Origin of the sequence: Tissierella carlieri, from assembly GCF_018917285.1 — a bacterium.
GTDB classification, from domain to species: domain Bacteria; phylum Bacillota; class Clostridia; order Tissierellales; family Tissierellaceae; genus Tissierella; species Tissierella carlieri.
Genome location: NZ_JAHLOH010000016.1, coordinates 96,160 through 114,844 on the forward strand (window position 1 = coordinate 96,160; position 18,685 = coordinate 114,844).

At 35.2% G+C, this 18,685-nt stretch carries 24 protein-coding genes and 1 pseudogene; 20 read left to right on the forward strand and 5 right to left on the reverse strand.

Going from position 1 to position 18,685, the window contains the following annotated elements:
• Window positions 1-47 precede the first annotated feature (47 nt).
• From KQI38_RS02945 to KQI38_RS22760, 12 genes are all read left to right on the forward strand, one after another.
• Window positions 48-1,286 (forward strand): dicarboxylate/amino acid:cation symporter, encoded by a 1,239-nt coding sequence (locus KQI38_RS02945; protein ID WP_216555550.1) that lies wholly within the window; start codon window positions 48-50, stop codon window positions 1,284-1,286.
• Window positions 1,287-1,482: 196 nt separating this feature from the next.
• Window positions 1,483-1,863: a RidA family protein gene (locus tag KQI38_RS02950; RefSeq protein WP_216555553.1), complete on the forward strand. Its 381-nt coding sequence runs from the start codon at window positions 1,483-1,485 to the stop codon at window positions 1,861-1,863.
• A gap of 15 nt (window positions 1,864-1,878) precedes the next feature.
• Window positions 1,879-2,973, forward strand: a complete 1,095-nt coding sequence (locus KQI38_RS02955; RefSeq protein WP_216555556.1) for a threonine synthase — start codon at window positions 1,879-1,881, stop codon at window positions 2,971-2,973.
• A 107-nt stretch (window positions 2,974-3,080) separates the two neighbouring features.
• The gene (locus KQI38_RS02960; RefSeq protein ID WP_216555559.1) at window positions 3,081-3,410 is read left to right on the forward strand and encodes a hypothetical protein; all 330 of its coding nucleotides are present in this window, start codon (window positions 3,081-3,083) and stop codon (window positions 3,408-3,410) included.
• 23 nt (window positions 3,411-3,433) lie between these two features.
• A complete protein-coding gene (locus KQI38_RS02965; RefSeq protein ID WP_216555562.1) occupies window positions 3,434-3,835 on the forward strand; it encodes a biotin/lipoyl-containing protein in 402 nt (133 codons plus the stop codon).
• Window positions 3,836-3,851: 16 nt separating this feature from the next.
• Complete coding sequence (locus tag KQI38_RS02970; RefSeq protein ID WP_216555565.1) at window positions 3,852-4,967, forward strand: sodium ion-translocating decarboxylase subunit beta; 1,116 nt, start codon at window positions 3,852-3,854, stop codon at window positions 4,965-4,967.
• 24 nt (window positions 4,968-4,991) lie between these two features.
• Window positions 4,992-5,129, forward strand: a complete 138-nt coding sequence (locus KQI38_RS02975; protein ID WP_216555569.1) for an OadG-related small transporter subunit — start codon at window positions 4,992-4,994, stop codon at window positions 5,127-5,129.
• A gap of 177 nt (window positions 5,130-5,306) precedes the next feature.
• Entirely contained in the window at window positions 5,307-6,692 is a 1,386-nt protein-coding gene (locus KQI38_RS02980; RefSeq protein ID WP_216555572.1) for an oxaloacetate decarboxylase subunit alpha, read from the forward strand.
• A gap of 591 nt (window positions 6,693-7,283) precedes the next feature.
• On the forward strand, window positions 7,284-7,481 hold the full coding sequence (locus KQI38_RS02985) for a hypothetical protein (RefSeq protein ID WP_216555575.1): 198 nt from the start codon (window positions 7,284-7,286) through the stop codon (window positions 7,479-7,481).
• A gap of 224 nt (window positions 7,482-7,705) precedes the next feature.
• Complete coding sequence (locus KQI38_RS02990; protein WP_216555578.1) at window positions 7,706-7,915, forward strand: plasmid mobilization protein; 210 nt, start codon at window positions 7,706-7,708, stop codon at window positions 7,913-7,915.
• 90 nt (window positions 7,916-8,005) lie between these two features.
• On the forward strand, window positions 8,006-8,494 hold the full coding sequence (locus tag KQI38_RS02995; protein WP_216555581.1) for a GNAT family N-acetyltransferase: 489 nt from the start codon (window positions 8,006-8,008) through the stop codon (window positions 8,492-8,494).
• A gap of 104 nt (window positions 8,495-8,598) precedes the next feature.
• Window positions 8,599-8,685 (forward strand): cysteine-rich KTR domain-containing protein, encoded by an 87-nt coding sequence (locus KQI38_RS22760; RefSeq protein ID WP_246565553.1) that lies wholly within the window; start codon window positions 8,599-8,601, stop codon window positions 8,683-8,685.
• Between the two features lie 140 nt (window positions 8,686-8,825).
• Here KQI38_RS22760 and KQI38_RS22765 read toward each other — a convergent pair.
• The 4 genes and pseudogenes from KQI38_RS22765 to KQI38_RS03020 form a co-directional block, all read right to left on the reverse strand.
• Window positions 8,826-8,903, reverse strand: a pseudogene (locus tag KQI38_RS22765) (XRE family transcriptional regulator); the annotation flags it as partial.
• Window positions 8,904-9,131: 228 nt separating this feature from the next.
• The gene (locus tag KQI38_RS22940; RefSeq protein WP_476756236.1) at window positions 9,132-9,203 is read right to left on the reverse strand and encodes a hypothetical protein; all 72 of its coding nucleotides are present in this window, start codon (window positions 9,201-9,203) and stop codon (window positions 9,132-9,134) included.
• Between the two features lie 44 nt (window positions 9,204-9,247).
• Complete coding sequence (locus tag KQI38_RS22945; RefSeq protein WP_476756234.1) at window positions 9,248-9,439, reverse strand: helix-turn-helix domain-containing protein; 192 nt, start codon at window positions 9,437-9,439, stop codon at window positions 9,248-9,250.
• 414 nt (window positions 9,440-9,853) lie between these two features.
• On the reverse strand, window positions 9,854-10,570 hold the full coding sequence (locus KQI38_RS03020; protein WP_216555584.1) for a helix-turn-helix domain-containing protein: 717 nt from the start codon (window positions 10,568-10,570) through the stop codon (window positions 9,854-9,856).
• 226 nt (window positions 10,571-10,796) lie between these two features.
• Between KQI38_RS03020 and KQI38_RS03025 the strand changes: the two genes are divergently transcribed.
• From KQI38_RS03025 to KQI38_RS22955, 4 genes are all read left to right on the forward strand, one after another.
• Window positions 10,797-11,984, forward strand: a complete 1,188-nt coding sequence (locus tag KQI38_RS03025) for a MalY/PatB family protein (RefSeq protein ID WP_216555587.1) — start codon at window positions 10,797-10,799, stop codon at window positions 11,982-11,984.
• Between the two features lie 51 nt (window positions 11,985-12,035).
• The gene (locus KQI38_RS03030) at window positions 12,036-13,532 is read left to right on the forward strand and encodes an alanine/glycine:cation symporter family protein (protein ID WP_216555589.1); all 1,497 of its coding nucleotides are present in this window, start codon (window positions 12,036-12,038) and stop codon (window positions 13,530-13,532) included.
• A 249-nt stretch (window positions 13,533-13,781) separates the two neighbouring features.
• Window positions 13,782-13,940, forward strand: coding sequence for a helix-turn-helix domain-containing protein (locus KQI38_RS22950; RefSeq protein ID WP_476756237.1), 159 nt, complete (start codon window positions 13,782-13,784; stop codon window positions 13,938-13,940).
• Window positions 13,903-14,001 (forward strand): hypothetical protein, encoded by a 99-nt coding sequence (locus KQI38_RS22955; RefSeq protein WP_476756235.1) that lies wholly within the window; start codon window positions 13,903-13,905, stop codon window positions 13,999-14,001. The genes KQI38_RS22950 and KQI38_RS22955 overlap by 38 nt, the downstream gene beginning before the upstream one ends.
• Before the next feature lie 223 nt (window positions 14,002-14,224).
• On the opposite strand, the gene KQI38_RS03040 is transcribed toward KQI38_RS22955, so the two are convergent.
• Window positions 14,225-15,133 carry an AraC family transcriptional regulator gene (locus KQI38_RS03040; RefSeq protein WP_216555591.1) on the reverse strand — a complete coding sequence of 303 codons (909 nt, stop codon included), beginning with the start codon at window positions 15,131-15,133 and terminating at the stop codon, window positions 14,225-14,227.
• A 119-nt stretch (window positions 15,134-15,252) separates the two neighbouring features.
• Here KQI38_RS03040 and KQI38_RS03045 point away from each other — a divergent pair, with 119 nt between their 5' ends.
• The 4 genes from KQI38_RS03045 (at window position 15,253) to KQI38_RS03060 (ending at window position 18,184) form a co-directional block, all read left to right on the forward strand.
• Window positions 15,253-15,864, forward strand: a complete 612-nt coding sequence (locus KQI38_RS03045; RefSeq protein ID WP_216555595.1) for a DUF1349 domain-containing protein — start codon at window positions 15,253-15,255, stop codon at window positions 15,862-15,864.
• A gap of 59 nt (window positions 15,865-15,923) precedes the next feature.
• Window positions 15,924-17,171: an MFS transporter gene (locus KQI38_RS03050; protein ID WP_216555598.1), complete on the forward strand. Its 1,248-nt coding sequence runs from the start codon at window positions 15,924-15,926 to the stop codon at window positions 17,169-17,171.
• Window positions 17,172-17,525: 354 nt separating this feature from the next.
• Window positions 17,526-17,738, forward strand: a complete 213-nt coding sequence (locus KQI38_RS03055) for a hypothetical protein (protein ID WP_216555601.1) — start codon at window positions 17,526-17,528, stop codon at window positions 17,736-17,738.
• 47 nt (window positions 17,739-17,785) lie between these two features.
• The gene (locus KQI38_RS03060) at window positions 17,786-18,184 is read left to right on the forward strand and encodes a cytidine/deoxycytidylate deaminase family protein (RefSeq protein ID WP_216555603.1); all 399 of its coding nucleotides are present in this window, start codon (window positions 17,786-17,788) and stop codon (window positions 18,182-18,184) included.
• Window positions 18,185-18,685: the final 501 nt, after the last annotated feature.

Sequence of the window (18,685 nt, forward strand, 5' to 3'; positions counted from 1 at the left end):
AGAAAAATTTATAAATATATTAAATAAAAAATAGAGGGGATAACAAGATGAAAGTAAAGAAAATTTCGCTTGCAGTTCAAATTATGATTGCTATGGTTTTGGGTTCGGTGTGTGGATTGGTATTTGGTCCAATTATGACTAACTTCGGATTCATTGGCACAATTTGGTTGAACAGCCTTAAAATGATTATCGTTCCTTTAGTTCTGATTGTACTTGTGACGGGTATCACATCACAAAAAGATCTTAAATCCTTAGGGCGTATAGCAATTAGTATAATAGTATTTTACATTATTAGTATGCTTTTGGCTACTTCTGTCGCCGTAATAACTACATCAACAATTAAGCCAGGCTTAATAGCCAGTATTACAGGACTGGAAACAAAGGAAGTTACTGCAGGAAGTATGGAAATGACATTATCTGGATTTGCTTTAAGTCTATTTTCTGACAATATGTTTGCCACCTTTACAAGTGGGAACATCATTCAAACAGTTGTAATTGCAGCAATAATTGGTATAGCTATATTATTGACTAAGGATCAGGAAAAACAGGATAACTTAATTGCTCTTTTTCAAAATCTAGAGAGCCTGGTTAATTCCATTATTGGACTTATAATGAAAGCGTCACCAATTGGTGTATTCTTTCTTATGGCCGATTCATTAGGAAAATATGGTGCAAGCATCTTCAGTGGAATAGCTGCATTAGTAGGAACTTTCTATTTGGCATGCTTTATTTATATTCTATTGGGTTATGGTTCATTTCTGTATTTTGGAGTTGGTATAAATCCTTTCAAGTTCATTAAAGATTCAGCTGAACTATGGATATACACCATCTCTACATGTAGCAGTGTTGCAGCCATTCCGATTACAATGAGAGTTGCAAAGGAAAAGTTTGGGGTACCTGAGAAGGTTTCAAGCTTTACAATTCCTCTTGGTTCTCAAGTTAGTAATGATGGTAGTGTAGTTTTATATGGATGTGTTATATTATTTATAATTCAAATGAATGGAATACCTATGGGATTGGGCGAGTTGGTAAGAATCATTTTTCTAGCTACAATTTTCTCCCTTGGAGGACAAGGTCTTCCTGGCAGTGGAATCATAAAAGTGTTAGTGCTGGTTTCTGCTTTTGGATTTCCTACAGAACTAGTAGGTGTAATTGCAGCATTTTACCGTTTATTTGATATGGGAATTACAACACTGAATTGTATGAGTGACTTAGTTGGCACTGTACTTGTAAGTAAGAGAGAAGAAAAAAGAGAACGAAGGATTCTTCAAAGTAGACAGTTCTAATTATAGGATAGTTATAAAAAGTACTGATTAGTAAAAAGTATATTAATTAAATAGGGGACATAATGTCCCCGAATCATCTTATATGTGGAGATATAAATTTAGTAGAATCAATCTAGATATATCTCCAAAAGTAGGGGATTATTTAAGGAAGAAAACAATTTATTTTAAAATAGATTAGTTATAAGGAGGAATAAATATGATAGTTGTAAATCCAGAATATACCGGTGAAAATAAGGGGCACTATTCTCCAGGTATCATCTCTAAAGGTATGCTATACATATCGGGTCAGCTTTCAATGGATCCAAATACACGTCAAGTTCCAAATGGAGGTATTGAAGAACATCTAGAACTTGCACTTTCAAATATTGAAGATGTGTTAAATGAAGCAGGGCTGGATAAAAATGCAGTAGTTCAATGTAGAATTTATATAACTGATATTGATTATTGGGATACTGTAAATCAAATATATGCTAAATTCTTTGGGGAACACAAACCAGCAAGGATAATAGTACCAGTACCTGAATTGCATTATGGATGTTTAACGGAAATAGAAGCTATTGCTCAGTTAGAAGATTAAAAGGAGGAATCGAATATGAATTTCATATGTTCTAAATGTGAGAATAAGGTTGATGTAAGCACAAGAAAGTCCAAGTGTGAATGTGGCGGTCTTTGGAAACTTGAGTATAAGCCACCAAGATTTGACTTAAATCTGATAGATAAACAGACATGGGGTATATTTAGATATCGTGCTTTCATGCCCTTAAAAGGAGATGATTGGAAAGAAATAACCTTAGGTGAAGGAATGACCCCAGTTATCGAATTTGACGAAGATGTATTACTGAAGATGGATTATTATATGCCAACGCTGTCGTTTAAAGACAGGGGAGCAGCAGTCTTAATGGCACACTGCAAATCAATAGGTGTTGATTCAGTTGTGCAGGACAGTAGTGGTAATGCAGGAAACAGCGTAGCTGCATATAGTGCAAAGGCTGGCATAGGGTGTGAGATATTTGTACCAGAGGGAACATCCCCTAAGAAAATTGATATGATTAAAGGACATGGTTCTAGTGTAAATATTGTTAAAGGTTCTAGAGATCATTGTGCTGATGTTTGTAGGGAGAAGGTGGAGACAGAGAATAAGTATTATGCAAATCATGTATTTAATCCCTTCTTCTATGAAGGGACAAAAACATATATCTATGAGGTTTATGAGCAATTAGAAAGGATACCTTCCAATATTTTTGTACCATTGGGTAATGGAACTTTGTTTATAGGCATAGTAAAGGGACTTGAGGAATTATTGGAAAGCGGAATTATTGAAAAGATGCCTAATATAGTAGCTATTCAAAGTGAAAAAGTCGCACCATTCTATGAGGCGGTACAAAAAGGAGAAAAGAAACCGGCTACTGTTGAGATACAAACTACTATAGCAGAAGGAATTGCAATAGGTGTACCAATGCGTGGTGAGGAGATATTGGAATATATATATAAATATAATATTGAAGTAATCACTGCACCAGAAGAAAAGATACTGGATGCTAGAATGACATTGGCACGTAAGGGAATCTATTGTGAACACACAACGGCAGCTAATTATGCAGCATATTTGAAGTATTGTGAGCTCAATGGGAGAACAAAAGATAGCCTAATACCGATGTGTGGTGCCGGATTGAAGTCAGATCATTAATAAATATCTCCATTTAGAAAAAATTAGAGTTAAACAGCCAGGATTCACCACTTTATAGGATTAAGGCTGTTTAATTTATTTTTATATCAGGGAAGTGAGGTCAAGATATGGGATTTTTTGATAGGTTCAGAAGAAATACTAATTCTATGGAGGAGGAAGAAAATATTGAAAGTATTAACTCAAATATCAGTAATGAGATATTTGATAATTCGGTATTAGACTTATTATTAGAAGTATCAGATGAAGAAAAAGAACTAGTTTCTTTGATCGCATCGGTAATTGCATCAGGAGATCATCTAGATGCAAAGTTTAAAGTAACTAGTATCAAAGGAATCGATATTGATAAGGAAATAGCAGCAGCCATTGTTTCGGCAATAGCAGCAGGTGACAATCAAAATTCAAACTTTAGATTAAAAAGTATTACACAGATAAAATAATAAAGAAGAAAGAGGGTAATAGAATGCTTAGAAAGTTTCGTATAAAAATAAATGAAAAAGAATATTTAGTCGAAATGGAGGAACTAGGAGTACCTAATCAACCGGCAGCTCCTGTAGCACAAGCTCCAGCAACTGCACCACAACAAACACCACAACAAGTAGCAGCACCAGCACCAACGCCAACTTCGACTCCTGTACAAGCCAATGGACCAGGAACCAATATAGAAGCACCAATGCCAGGAAATATCATAGATGTACTTGTAAAAGTTGGAGATGTAGTTCAATTAGAACAGACACTAGTTATATTAGAAGCGATGAAGATGGAAAGTGATCTAGTTGCACCTAAAGCAGGCACTGTAACGGCAGTTCATGTTACGAAGGGCTCAGCAGTAGATGTAGGTGAAGTACTAGTTACAATTTCATAATTTTGGAGGGATTTAATTGACACAATTATTAGAAGGTATATTATCTGTTTCAGTAGGACAGTTGATTATGATGGCTCTTGGAGCCCTATTAATATATTTAGGTATAAAAAAAGAATACGAACCAACATTACTTATCCCTATGGGATTAGGTGCAATACTAGTTAACTTTCCTAATTCAGGACTAGTTACCCAAGTGGGAAGTGACCAAATCGGAGTATTGAATATCTTATTCGATATAGGTATAGCAACAGAGCTATTTCCCTTATTAATCTTTATAGGAATTGGAGCCATGATCGACTTTGGTCCACTGCTACAAAATCCATTTATGCTTTTATTCGGAGCAGCAGCACAATTCGGAATATTTTTCACTATAATCATAGCCGTATTATTTGGATTTGATTTATCACAAGCAGCATCCATCGGTATCATAGGAGCAGCAGACGGTCCAACATCCATCTTTGTAGCCAATATATTAGCACCAGAACTACTAGGACCCATAACCATAGCAGCCTATTCCTATATGGCCTTAGTACCAATAATTCAACCATTTGCAATTAAATTAGTAACAACCAAAAAAGAAAGAGCAATAAGAATGACATATAAAGCATCCAACGTATCAAGGATGACCAAGATATTATTCCCAATAATAATCACAGTAGTAGCAGGATTCATATCCCCAGCTTCCTTGCCATTAGTAGGATTCTTAATGTTTGGAAATCTATTAAGAGAATGTGGCGTACTAGACAGATTAAGTCAATCAGCACAAAATGAACTAGTCAACCTGGTATCCATATTATTAGGATTAACAATATCAGTAAAAATGACAGCAGACCAATTCTTAAACCTACAAACATTAATGATCATAGCCTTTGGACTGGTAGCATTTATAATGGACACCATAGGAGGCGTACTATTTGCAAAGCTATTAAACCTATTTAGAAAAGAAAAGATCAACCCAATGATTGGTGGAGCAGGGATATCAGCCTTCCCAATGTCAGCAAGAGTCATCCAAAAGATGGCAGCAGAAGAAGACAAACAAAACTTCGTCCTACACTATGCCATCGGAGCCAACGTAGCAGGTCAAATAGCATCAGTAATCGCAGGCGGAATGATACTAGCATATTTCATGTAATAAGTGTATGAAAGGAGTATGAATATGAATTTTGATACAGAAATATTAAAGGGAGCCTTTGAAGTAATGGGATTCGGAATGGCAGGAATATTCGTAGTACTAGGAATCCTTTACTTAGTAAGTTTAGGATTACTAAAATTCTTCCCAGCAAAAGACAATTAAAGCCGTTCAAAGGCGTAGCCCTCTGTCATTCGGAAGCAGAGGCGCCAGTGCTCTGTCATTCAGAGCCAGAGGCGAAGAATCTTTAACCCTAGTAAAAATGATAAAATTAAGATTATTAATAAATTATTGATAACACAGATAAATAAAAATATAAAAAAAAAGGAAAGTGAATATAAAGTGGGAAAGCAAATCAGATTTACGGATACAGTTCTTAGAGATGCCCATCAAAGCTTAATAGCCACAAGGATGCCCATAGATAAAATGGTACCCATACTAGAAACCATGGACAAAGCAGGATATCACTCCTTTGAAGTATGGGGAGGTGCAACATTTGATGCATGTCTAAGATATCTAAATGAAGACCCTTGGGATAGATTAAGAACAATAAAAAAGCATGTAAAAAATACAAAACTACAGATGCTTTTAAGAGGACAAAATCTCCTAGGATACAAACACTATCCAGATGATGTAGTAGAAAGTTTTATCCAAAAGGCAATAGAAAACGGTATAGATATCATAAGAGTATTCGATGCATTAAATGATTTAAGAAATTTAGAAACATCAGTAAAAGCCATCAAAAAATATGGTGGTCAAGCACAAATGTGTATCTGTTATACCATAAGTGAAATTCATACCAATGAATATTATATAAACCTAGTAAAAGAAATGGAAAAGATGGGGGCCGATTCCATCGCAATAAAAGATATGGCAGGGATTATAACCCCAGCAAATGCCTACTCATTAGTAAAAGATATAAAGGCAGTAACAAACTTACCAATAATAATCCACACCCATGCAACAAGTGGAATAGCAGAAATGACTTATTTAAAAGCAGCAGAAGCAGGAGTAGATATCATAGACACAGCCATATCTCCATTTTCAGGAGGAACCAGTCAACCAGCAACAGAATCCGTAGCTATAGCCTTAGAACAATTTGGATTTAATACAGGATTAGACTTTAGTAAGTTAAAAGAAATAGCAGAACACTTCAAACCAATCAAAGAAGAATTTAGAAAAGGTGGCATACTAAATCCAAAAGTAATGGATATTGTACCAGATACATTGACATATCAAGTACCAGGAGGAATGTTATCCAATCTATTATCACAACTAACAGAAGCAAAAAAAGAAGACAAATATGAAGAAGTACTACAAGAAGTCCCAAAGGTAAGAGCAGAGCTTGGCTATCCTCCACTGGTAACACCATTATCCCAAATGGTAGGGACACAAGCATTGATGAATGTAATCAATGGAGAAAGATACAAGATGATACCAAAAGAGATCAAAGATTATGTAAAAGGATTATATGGAAAATCCCCAGGACCTATTTCTAAGGAAATCAAAGAAATGGTCATAGGAGATGAAGAAGTCTTAGACATAAGACCAGCAGATTTATTACAACCAGAAATGGAAAACTACAAGAAAGAATTGGGAGACTTAGCAGAGTCTATAGAAGATGTACTAATGTATGCCCTATTCCCACAGCTGGCTTTACCATATTTAAAGAAGAGAAAAGATCCATTCCATGATGTACCAATACAAAATGTAACGGTGAGTTATTAGATCTTATTTATGTAGAAATAATTCTGCAGTTATTGGTAAAGAAATATTAGTAGTAAGTGGAACAACGAAAAGATTAGGAAAAGCCATTGATATAATGAAGCAGGAGAATTAATTGTAGAGTTTAATGATGGTAAAATTGAATCCGTTTTTTCTGGAGAAATATCAATAAGGGGAATAGAAGGATATATCTAATTTAATGGTTGAGTGTGTGAAGAAATCTCTGTAAAAACAGATCTTCTATGATAAGTGGTAGGGCTGAAGGCTTCTGTATGAGTTTTCAGCCCTTGGTTTTATATACCCTACCTATCACAGGGCATGTCAAGGGCAGACGAGAATTTGCACACAACTATAATGATTTAACTTGACAGGCGGCCCTCATACATGATACTCAGCTCCCCATATACCTGTCCCCAGTTACGGATTGGCATCGTCCACTTTTTTTGTGGCTTCAAATGTAGATAAATACAAGGCTTTTAACAGGGTCCTATCGCTCGGAAATACACTCCTTTGGCGGTTTAGCTTCCGGTAGGTCGCATTCAGGCTTTCTATTGCACTTGTGGTATGTAAATCGGCAGTTACCGAGGTTTTACCATGCACCTGTCTTATGACGGGTTTTATAATAAATTTCAACTTACCTTAAAGGGTGCAATGAGCCATATAGCTAAACTTGGTATGGATGCCAGAGGAAATCTCACTCGTATGGACAATGCCCTTACTGCTATTCCTGACAGGTTAAAGGCTGTTACGGATCAACTTGATAATCTTTATAAACAGCAAGAGGCAGCATAGTCTGAGTTCGGCAAACCATTCCTACAGGAACAGGAGTTAAAAGATAAGGTTTCCCGTTTTGCTATCCTTGATGCGGAACTAAATATGGGCGTATCTAAGCCACAGGAGGCTGACAGCCGGGTTTCCAAAAGAGAGCGATCATCAGTGTTAGATAACCTGAAACAGCCTCCACAGGTCAACAGAGAGGGCAAGGTAAAACAATATAAATGTATGGAGGTGCGATAATGGCAAAACGAAAGAGAAATGTACAGTTGCACTTCATGGTGTCAGAACAGAAACGAAAAGTTATAGACGAAAAAATGGAACAGCTTGGCACAAAGAATTTAGGAGCATATCTTCGTAAAATGGCAGTAGACGGTTATGTTATCCATCTTGATTTATCCGACATACGGGACTTGTTACCTTGCTTTGCCGTACCAGTAACAGCCTTGTAATCAAAAGGTAAGTATTGTATAATGTCTATTAATCTTTGCTACAGATATAATAGAAATAAAAGCCTAAAATAACAAATAAAAGGAGAAAACATGATAAGAAGAGCATACCCACAGGATTTACCCTCCATTTTAAGGGTATATGAAATTGCAAGAAAATTTATGGCTGATAATGGAAATTCATCCCAATGGGGAGCCGACTACCCATCTGAAGAAATGCTTAAAGATGACATTGAAAAACAACAGCTTTACGTTTATGTAAAACAGGATTTAATCCATGGAGTATTTGCTTTTATTCCAGGAAAAGACTCCTCTTATGAGAACATAGAAAATGGTTCGTGGAGGTCCGATTCACCTTATAGTACAATCCACAGAATCGCCAGTGATGGAATAGAAAGAGGCATATTTACAAAATGTATCAATTATTGCAAGGAGCAAAGCCCTCATCTTAGAATTGATACTCACGAGAATAATGAAGTCATGAAACATCTGATTCAAAAAAATGGGTTTGTGAAATGCGGAACTGTATATCTAAAGGACGAAACTCAACGAATTGCCTTTGATTATCTTAAAGAGGTATAAGGACAGTTATAAAAAATCATATATGAAAGGCATAAGGGTTGCACAGCTTTTATGCTTTTTTGTGTTATTAAAAGGAGCGTGATGAAATGGTGATAACAGAATGGATGATATCTCCCATCTGTGAAAATAATACACGTTTAAAGATAAGGGCATACACTGAAATAAAAAAATCCCCTCTATATCGGAAGTGATGACAAGATAATTTAATTGATATAAAGCAGTTCAAAGTAACGTTAATTACATAGCCAGACACAATGACGCAGAGTCGATAATTTGTGGTTAATATAATCCCACTTTATCGGCTCTTTCTGTTATGTATGAATTCTTTCAATTAGAGTTCAAATTTTCCTAATTCATTGATACCACTCGCTAAAGATTTCATTAAGGATAGTTCCTTGTCAGTAAAACTAAGGTGCTAAAGAGAATATAAGAATTTAGTGGTTCTGAACGTTGATTGTTAAAGAAAAAAGCAATCTCTGATTTACAGAAAGCCAAAAAACGTCAAAGCAAAATTGACCGTTTGTTTGCAAAGATGTATGAGGACAGAGCACCAGAAAAAATAACTGAACGCAATTTCTCAATGTTAAGCACTAAGTATCGAGAAGAACAGTTTTCTTTAGAGAAACAGATTAAAGCTTTAGAAGATTTGCAATCCCTTTTCACTTATATCATCAAGTAAACTGTCAAGCTGTCTGCGCTGCGTGGATATATCTGTTGTCTTGTTTAGAAAAAGGAATTAGTCTACCGATACATCTAAAAGAGTAACAAGCTCATAAAAAATTTGCAGGCTTGGGTGCTATCCGCTGTTTCAATGGACGCAATATATCGAGGGGCTATGTTCATTTGTTTTGCTAATTTATTTCTCGATATTCCTTTTGTTTTTCGTGCTGCTTTTATGGCTTGACCGAAAGCCTTAAAATCATATTTGTCGATTTCTCGCTTCATATAATTTCACCCTACTACATTTTACTGCTCACCCCTTACTTTAGATATGATTACACATATCATTTAGTTGACAAAAATATATCATGTAGATTGTGCCTGCGTATTGATATTATACGGCTGTCCATATATAACATATAGTATATTGTTTGCAAATGAAAAATTGTCAAATTATGGAATATATTTCAGCCCCCAAAGTTGCAAAAAAATGGGGCATTTCAGAGCGGCGTATACAAAAACTTTTACGGATGAAGAATTTCAGGCTATATAGAAAAACACCCTGACCTCCTATTACACCGAGCAGGGCGATATCAGCTATATCTATCAGGAACTTGCGAATATGGGATTTAGGGGCGGAAACATCTTATCCCCTGTCCATGGCACAGGAATACTTTTTTATTCAAAGATTTCGATAGTTTAAAATACGGTAAACATATTATAAAGTTTAATTAGTTTGTAATCTTCTTGTGTTAACATTAGTTTCTTTTTTAGGGCAATATCTATCTTTTGGGGAGTTTTTGTAAAGAGCATCTTTATTGAGGCTGGCATTACTGGCCTTGTAGAAATTCCTGACCAAAGCCCCCATCTTTCATCGTTTTCAACAAATGGAGAGAGAATAGCTATTGTTGCTTTTTCTATTGAAGTATCTCGATTAATGAAATCGATTCTTGTAATTATATCATGATGAGTCATCAGACCATAGTATGTATTTTCACATGCTTGAGGATAATTTATATCTTTTATATTCATGTACATATGAACGCTAATAGAATTATCATCATGAGCCTTTTTAACCAATAGAGTGGAACAAATTATATCTTTATTCCGACCATCATAATAATAAGAATAAAAACGTGTATTATTTTTAAAAAATGATGGTACATTTACAATGGATGGTTGACAATGTTGACTTGAAATATTACTGAATTTAGGTAATAACTCATCAATGCTTATTTTTAAAACTTGAGAAATTTCATTAATAGTAAGAATATCTATTGCTATTTCGCCACGCTCGTATTTTGATAATGTTGATTTGCTTTTTTGAATTTTATCTGCTAGTTGTTGGACAGTTAAACCGCGTAATTTCCTCACATTTCTAAGAATGCTGCCTAATTCCATTAAGTATTCCGACATAAGAATCCACCTCGTTTCGTATAAAGGCTCTAAAAGCATAAATTTAGTGTAGTAAAGTAGTTTTCTATACACATTATATCTAAATTACAGATAAAAGTCTACTGTGATGACACAATATTAATTTTTATCGCCCTCTGGATAGAATTTTGTGACGTTGTTTTTTGTAATTTTTGTGCTATATTCTATGCTATAATCAACAAAAAATTATAAAGGAGTGGCATTTATTATGGGAAAATTAAATTTAGACAAGCTGTACGATAGGAGAGGTACAGATTGTGTCAAATGGGATCACAAAGATTTTGTGGACAGAAGAGTATCAGACACAGCATTACCTCTATGGCTTTCGGATATGGAATTTAAAGTTGCTGATGAAATTACCGAAGCATTGACCAAAAGGGTTGAGCATGGATTTCTTGGACATTCTATGCCGGGCGATAGCTATTTTGAATCTGTTCAAGGGTGGTATAAAAGACGATTCAATTGGACCATTTCAAAGGATTCAATCTTTTATTCACCAGGTGTTTTACCTGCATTGGGTTTTGCATTAAGGGGATTTACAAAAGAAGGTGAAGGAATTATTATTCAAGAGCCTGTATTCTATCCATTTGCTGAGTTAATAGAAGGAACAGATAGAAAAGTGGTAAATAATCAGTTAATAAATAACGATGAGAATTATAGCATTGATTTTGTTGATTTAGAAAATAAATTAAAAAATCCTAATAATACAATGCTAATTTTATGTTCACCGCATAATCCGGTAGGTAGGGTATGGACAAAGGATGAATTAAAAAAAGTAGTTGATTTATGCCAAGAAAACGATGTTTTAATTTTCTCTGATGAACTACATTGTGATTTAACACGAGCTAATGTAATGCATTATCCAATTAAGACGATAACTGATTACAGTAAAATTATTACTGCAGTGGCTTTAGGGAAGACCTTCAATGTTGGAGGGGTACCAATTTCTCAAATAATTATAGATGATGAAGAGTTAAAACAAATATGGCACAAAGAAACAAGAAGAAAACATTATATTAGTTTTGCTCCGCCGCTGGATATGGTTTTAACAGAGACTGCTTATAATAAATGCGAATATTGGGTTGATGAAGTCATGGAATATGTTGAGGGGAACTTTGACTTTTTAGTGAATTATCTTAATAAACATCTTCCAAAAGTAAAATACAAAAAGCCTGAAGGGACATTTTTGGCTTGGATAAATTTTGGAGCATATGTTGATTATGAAGAATTATTTGAATTACTGATTACAAAATATGATTTATTGATTGAAAACGGTCATGTGTTTGGAGAATCTGGCGCTGGATATTTTAGAATGACAGTTGCCTGTCCACAAAGTATGCTTGAAGAAGGATTAGATAGAATTGTCAAAGCGATTAAAGAATTAACGGATAATTAGTTTGATATACTTAATAACTTTACAAAGTAAGTAATTAGAGGAGGATGAACAATGGCTATAGATGATATCATTGGGGTAATTGATACATTTGTTTGGGGGCCGGTTTTAGTTTGGTTTTGCTTGATTTGTGGTTTAATTTTTTCCTTAGCAATGAAATTTGTACAAATTAGACTTTTTAAAGAAATGATTAAATGTTCTTTTGGAGGCAATAAATCTGAAACAGGCATGACTGGTTTTCAGGCATTAAATATAGCAATTGGCGGTCGTGTAGGTACTGGCAATATTACGGGTACGGCAAGTGCAATATTGTTCGGCGGACCAGGTGCTATTTTTTGGATGTGGGTGATGTCGATTATTTGTGCCTCTTCGGCCTATATCGAATCGGCATTAGCACAAATCTGGAAGCAAAAAGCTGGGAATGAATATGTTGGAGGACCTTCATTTTACATGGAAAAGGGGTTGAAAGCAAAGCCTGTAGGTATGTTCTATGCAATCTTCAGTATTATATTCTTGATAATATTTGCGGGGTTACAATCGAACGCATTTAGTTCAGTTGCATCATTAAGCTTTAATATCCCTTCCATTGTAACCGCAGTGGCATATACAGTTTTACTTAGTGCAGTAGTTTTTGGTGGAGCAAAGCAAATTGCAAGGGTTGCCGAAAAAGCGGTTCCTTTTATGTCACTTCTTTATGTTGCTGTAGCCATCATTATGCTAATTGTAAACTTTAAGCAAGTGCCCTCTATGCTTGCAATGATTGTTGGTTCCGCATTGAATATGAATGCCCTTTTTGGGGGATTAGTTGGTTCTGCGGTTTCATGGGGGGTTAAGCGAGGTATTTTTTCAAATGAAGCAGGACTTGGTACAGGCGCATGGGTAGCTGGCTGTACAGATGTATCTCATCCTGCCAAGGCAGGGCTTTCACAAGCGTTTTCTGTTTTTATATCATTGCTGATATGTACTGCAACAGCTCTGATGATCCTATGCTCAGGACGTTACAATGTGTTATCACCTGATGGAAGCTTTCTTGTTTCAAATGTTGTTGGTGATAGCAGCCAATTCACCGCTATGGCAGTGGACTCTCTTATTTCAGGGGGAGGAGCAGTGTTTATCGCAATTGCCATGTTCTTTTTCACATTTACCACTGTTATGGCATATTCGGTATATTTAAATTGTATTAACCGTTACCTCTTTAAAAGCGATATTGATGGGGTCCGTGCGAAAAAATCAATGATGTATATTAATTTAGCCACTGTTATCATGGCATTTGCAGGACCACTGATCTCATCTGCAACGATATGGAATTTGGCATCAGCAATGTGCGGGATTATATCTATAGTTAATGTCGGAAGTCTTGTTTTGCTTTATAAACCAGGTGTAGCAACACTGAAGGATTATGAGAGACAGATAAAGAAAGGAATTGATCCTGTGTTTATTCCTGAGAACTGCGGTATTACAAATGCTGACATCTGGAATGAAATTATAAGACGGGATTATGCGGATGAATTAGCTGCTTACCAAAAAGCTTTTCCGAATGACAAGTGTTGATTATTTTGATTGAATTAAATCGTATTTGAAAACGGATTTATTTTCAATAAAAAAAAGAAGGATATGAATGGGTTATAAACATAAAAGAACAATTCCACATGCGTGAAAGTGCTTTCATCATGAGGAGCTGTTCTTTTTGTAAATGATAATATTATAAACTGATAGTCCCATATTTTCAAGACAACTAATAAATAAATATGATTTATACTTATCAAATATGATATGTGTAATCATATCCCCAAAAGGAAGATGAACGGTAATATGAAGTGTGAGTTTGATAAATTTGATTTTAAGGTCTTCGGTCAAGCCATAAGAGCAGCAAGAAAAGCAAAGGAAATATCAAGGAAGCAATTAGCAGATCAAATGCTCATTGCTCTCGGAAAAATCTACGCAGCGCAGACAACTTGAAAGCCTACTTAATGATATGAGCGATAAAGGATTACGTATAGTTACTGCTACGGTAAGGTAGTGTTATGAAAAAATAGGAAAAGTTTGGTAATAACTTTAGATGCAGAAATAATCGGGTTTAGTAAAAGAAGCATCTACGGTAAGCAATATGACGTAGATGCTTCTTTTGTTATAAGTAGGGCTATTTCTTATTGCAATAAAATGTTAATTCTTTAAGAGTGGTTTCGATATTCTTTTGGTGTGCAGTTATAAAATCTTTTAAACATCTTTGAAAATGCTATTTGTTATAGTGAGGGGCTATTGTGTAATACCTGTTTTCTATATTCGGCAGGAGTCATCTTATAATAGCATTTGAACTTTCTGCAAAAGTAGGAGTTACTGGAAAAACCAGTAGTTAATGATATATTGGAAATCGTATTTTTTGTGTTCTTTAATAAAAACGCCGCCTGTGTTAAACGATATTCAATAAGGTAAGAAATTGGAGATTGGTTAATTCCACGACGAAAAACTTCCAACGTACTGCTTTTGCTAATGTTAGTAGCTTTCCCTATATCCTCAAGTCCTATATCCTCTGCATAATGGTCATGGATAAATTGCATCATAACCTGTAATCGCGAAGATTGAAAAGTAGATTTTACTCCATTTTCAGAAACTGGTTCAATATTTATGTTTTGAAATAAATGTTTCCATAGCTCAGTAGTTAAAAGAAGCGTATTTAGAGGAGATAAAGAATCCCTATTCTTATCTTGTATGTCGTATATCTGATTCAAGAGCACCAGTATTGTATTCTGCCATAAAACATTCGGGTTCAATATCTGATAAGCAGGACCAGAAGATAGTACAGGTAATATATATGTTTCATGAATTAAACTTCTTTCTGTAGCAATCAGTTCCGGTGCAAATACAATATCGGACATGATGCCATCATCATCGGTTTCAAAGCGATGAATGATTCCGCTATTTATAAAGATTCCCCAACCTTTTTCCAGACGAATTCTGTTTTGCCCAATTAAACAATTTATACTACCTTTAGATACAGTTACGAATTCAACCTCCCGATGCCAGTGCCAGTCTATGCGCCCATGGTCGAATTGCATGATATTATCAACATAATATGCGATAGGATATTTATCACTGCCATGAGCAACGGTTTCTCTTAACGTTTCATCAGTAGTAGTTTTACAAGACTGCATAATTTTCACCTCTGTTATATTGTACTATATTTTTGTGATTTTGTGTAGTGAAAAAAGATTTTAGCTGGGATATAATGCAAAAGAAAAGTGAATAATTAATTTTTTTAGGAGGAAAAGATATGGCTAACTTTTTAAAATACAATCCGCAATGGATTCGTGAACCAGCTCAGACAGTGGTAGGTGAAGATAAGGTAGAAGTTATTACAGAAATGGGAACGGACTTATGGGCGCGTACCTATTATGGTTTCCAAACTGATACAGCTCCTGTGTTACAGGTGAAAACAACTGAACAGTTTTTTTCATTTATAGTAAAGACGGAGTTTGAAAGCAGCCAGCGTTTTGACCAGTGTGGCGTTGCAATGTACTTGGACAGCGATAACTGGTTTAAGGCTTCGATTGAATATGAGGACGAAAAAGTACAGCGATTAGGGAGTGTAGTTACCAATCATGGCTATTCTGATTGGGCGACTACAGATATCTCCTCAGAGATTAAGGCTATGTGGTATCGCTTTTCTCGTAGGGGAAGTGATTACCGTATTGAGTGTAGCCAGGACGGTATTTCCTTTAAGCAGATGAGAATTTTCCATATGTGGGAAGCGTCCGGTGAAATTACTTTTGGGATATATGCCGGAAGTCCGTCAGAAGGCTCTTATAAAGCGACGTTTACCAATATGGAGATTATGGAGTGTCAGTGGGAATCAGATGCAGAATGGCGCGCTGACAAAAAATAGATATTACTTGCGGCTTGCTATGGAGTTTAAGTGCATGGTTCAAAGTACAATGAACATAAGTGGCGGCTAACGAAGGAGGAAAAATGAAACTAAATTACAAACACACGCTTTACGCTTGCTTTAGTGGTTACATTGGTCAAGCTGTAGTAAGCAATTTACCGCCACTTCTATTTGTGATATTTCAATCGCAGTTAGGGATTTCCCTCGAAAAGATAACACTTCTCATTACCGTGGGTTTCTGTATTCAGATTTTAGTAGATTCTCTGGCAGCTAAGATGGTTGATATTTTGGGTTACCGTATTGCAGTAACTATTGCGAACATCTTCTGCTTTGCGGGACTACTTAGTATAGGTATACTTCCCATGATTATAAATCCATTTATAGGGTTGTTGATTGGCATAACATTAAATTCTATAGGTGGAGGCTTTATTGAAGTTGTTGTGAATCCTATTGCAGAGGCTTTACCAGGAGATGAAAAATCGGGTGTGATGGGAATTTTACACTCATTCTACTGTTGGGGCTATGTGGCAGTTGTCTTGGTGTCCACGCTGTTTTTTACATTAGTTGGAGAGCAGTATTGGAATTGGTTGCCAATACTTTGGTGTGCCATTCCGCTTTTAAATCTATTCTTATTTCTTAAAGTGCCTATAAAAACGTTAGTCGAAAAAGATGTCCAAATTTCGCCAAGAAAACTTTTTTCAACAAAGACGTTTTGGTTGTTGTTCATACTGATGGTATGTGCGGGCGCTGCTGAACAGGCAATGTCAAAGTGGTCTTCGTTTTTTGCCGAGGTCGGTCTTGGCACATCTAAGACATTTGGCGATTTGTTGGGACCTTGCGCTTTTGCCCTCTTGATGGGTATTACAAGGTTGATTTATGGCAAAAAAGGTGCAAAGTATGATTTGCGGAAGTTGATTGCAATTTCTGGGGGTATATGTATTTTCAGTTACCTGTTGGTATCCTTATCCCCAATCCCGGCAATATCGCTTATTGGTTGTGCATTGACCGGGTTGTCTATTGCTATCTTGTGGCCAGCAGCTATTAGCCTTTCTTCTAAAATGCACCCAACCGGGGGAAATGCTATGTTTGGGTTCTTGGCATTAGGTGGAGACATTGGGTGTGCAATTGGACCGAGCTTGGTTGGGTTGGTATCAAACGTAGTAATTAAGTCTAACTACGCAGGTATTGGACACTTGTTTACAGGTGAAAATATTACACAATCTGCTCTTGAAGCGGGGTTATTTACTGCAATTGTATTTCCTATTGTGATTCTACTAAGTACCCGTATGTTAAAAAAAATAAAATAATTACTACGGGTTCTTAGCTGAAATAGGTTAGGCTGGACAAATTATTATTAGAGGTAGTTGTTGTGCTTCCATTTCTGCAAGTGCAGAAATGGAACGATTGGAAAAAAGAAAGCAACCGGAACAGCAGCTTGCTGCTTAATATAAAATGTATCTTGTTTGGAAAACGAATTTACTACTTTTTTACTACCTTTCAAGAAAAAAATATAAAAATTTCTAAGAGCATTTAAGAACATCTCCCAAAACACAAAATGCCGAAGTGCCTGCATAGGCAGGCTTTAATGGCATTTAAGGAATTATAAAAAGATATTAAAAAACTAACTTGAGATTAAGGAAATTAAAGAGGATATTCTAGAATTGTTAAGAGCCTATACAAGGAGGGAATTAGACTATTTAGCTGAAAAGTTGGCAGAATTAGAGCTAGAACCTGAATTACTTGAAGAGGCTTTATATGCTTTAGGTTATACCTATAATCTTAAATATGTACCAGTTTTGACTAGATATGTGAGTCATCATAATTCTACTATAAGAAAAGTTGCAAGAGAAATTCTAATAGATTTGTCAAAGTAAGTATCTTTAAATTATGTAATTATAAATAGACAGGGGGAAAAGATAAGATGGAAGACCTAACAAAAAAAGATTTGGAATTAATCGAAAAGGCATCTGAAGCAATAATAAAGAATTATGATAAAATAAACTATAACCATACAGTTGCTGTAGCAATGAGGTGTAAAGGCGGAAAAATTTATACAGGGGTAAATGTTTATTCTCTTCATGGTGCTTGTGCTGAAATTATAGCTATTGGCTCAGCAATAACTGACGGAGAAAGAGAATTTGAATGTTTAGTTGCTGTTGGAGGAGAGAATGGTGAGAAGATATTACCGCCATGTGGGAATTGTAGACAATTTATTTTGGATTATGCACCAAATTGCAAAGTGATTATTGATATAGAAAATAAATTGAAAAAGATTACTGTAAAAGAGTTACTACCATTTGCTTATTCTGCTACAAATTAAGATTAATAAATAAAGATAAATATTATTTTTATCAAGTCAAATGGATAGAGGCTCTAGAAGCTCGGGGAAAATAAAATAAAATCCTTGGGTTTTTCTTTTTTTGGATGGAGGACATGTAGGATCTACAGATAGAATTAAATAAATAACTGAATATATATATGCAAATATTTTACCATCACTATTTTATGATAAAATTAAAAATGAGCTATAGATTAATATTATAACCTAGCGCGGTTAAACTTTTTAAAGTAAGTCTATGAATTTGATCATAGGCTTTTTATTTGAAAACTTTTCTAGTTTTTGCAGCTATAATTTCTAAAGCTTTTATAAAATGATAAAATTATACAATCAGTGGAGTCAGAAAATCTATATCTGTATCATTTATTGAGTGATATAAAAATACATTGATAGTATTCTTCCTCTTAGGGAGATTAATATAATGTTCACGAGAAATAAATCAAGAAAAAAAGAAATCATGATCCAAAGCAAGAAGATGAACGA